Raw genomic sequence first — 597 nt, 5'->3', positions numbered from 1 at the left:
GCGGTATCGCAAGCACTTTTACTGGCCCGCTATAAAGCGGTACTACTGGAATCTTCTCTTCTCGATTCCTCTGCTTGCTCATTTATATATTTCTGAACTGCTGCATCTGTTATATTGCCGATTGTTTCAACATAATATCCTCTAGCCCAAAAGGCTTTATCCCATTTACTTTGCAGTTCTGGATGTCTGTCGTAAAGCATCAATGTGCTTTTCCCTTTCAGATATCCCATAAAGTCTGATACACTAAATTTCGGTGGAATTGCTACGCTTAAATGCACATGATCGATACATACGGCTCCCGCAATTATTTCTACACTTTTATATTTGCATAGAGTTGATATTATTTCTCTCACATCTTCTCGTACCTTTCCATACAATACTTTCTTCCTATATTTAGGAATGAATACGATATGATACTGGCACTTCCAGCGAGTATGTGATAGACTTTTATTGTCCATTTGGACCGCCTCCTTTGATTTTGAGTTTGGCTTGCGACACCATTCTCATCATATCACAGGAGGCTTTATTTTGTTATCCTCACCGCTTCCGCCTACTCCATTCTCCCCAGCATAGCTGGGGGATTAGGCTTTTCATTTA

Annotated in this window: 1 protein-coding gene; it reads right to left on the bottom strand. The window is 40.2% G+C overall.

Annotation, left to right across the window (positions count from 1 at the left end; translation table 11 throughout):
• Positions 1-29: 29 nt before the first annotated feature.
• Positions 30-458: an IS200/IS605 family transposase gene (gene tnpA, locus LIR34_RS17570; RefSeq protein ID WP_161286331.1), complete on the bottom strand. Its 429-nt coding sequence runs from the start codon at positions 456-458 to the stop codon at positions 30-32.
• Between the last annotated feature and the right edge of the window lie 139 nt (positions 459-597).

This window comes from Blautia sp. MSK17_66 (assembly GCF_020538025.1).
In the GTDB taxonomy this organism is placed as follows: domain Bacteria; phylum Bacillota; class Clostridia; order Lachnospirales; family Lachnospiraceae; genus Blautia_A.
This window is presented reverse-complemented; position numbering and strand designations above follow the sequence as displayed.

What these genes read in the sequence shown, in the direction of transcription:
- tnpA (WP_161286331.1), bottom strand. Translation starts at nt 458, where the DNA reads ATGGACAATAAAAGTCTATCACATACTCGCTGGAAGTGCCAGTATCAT.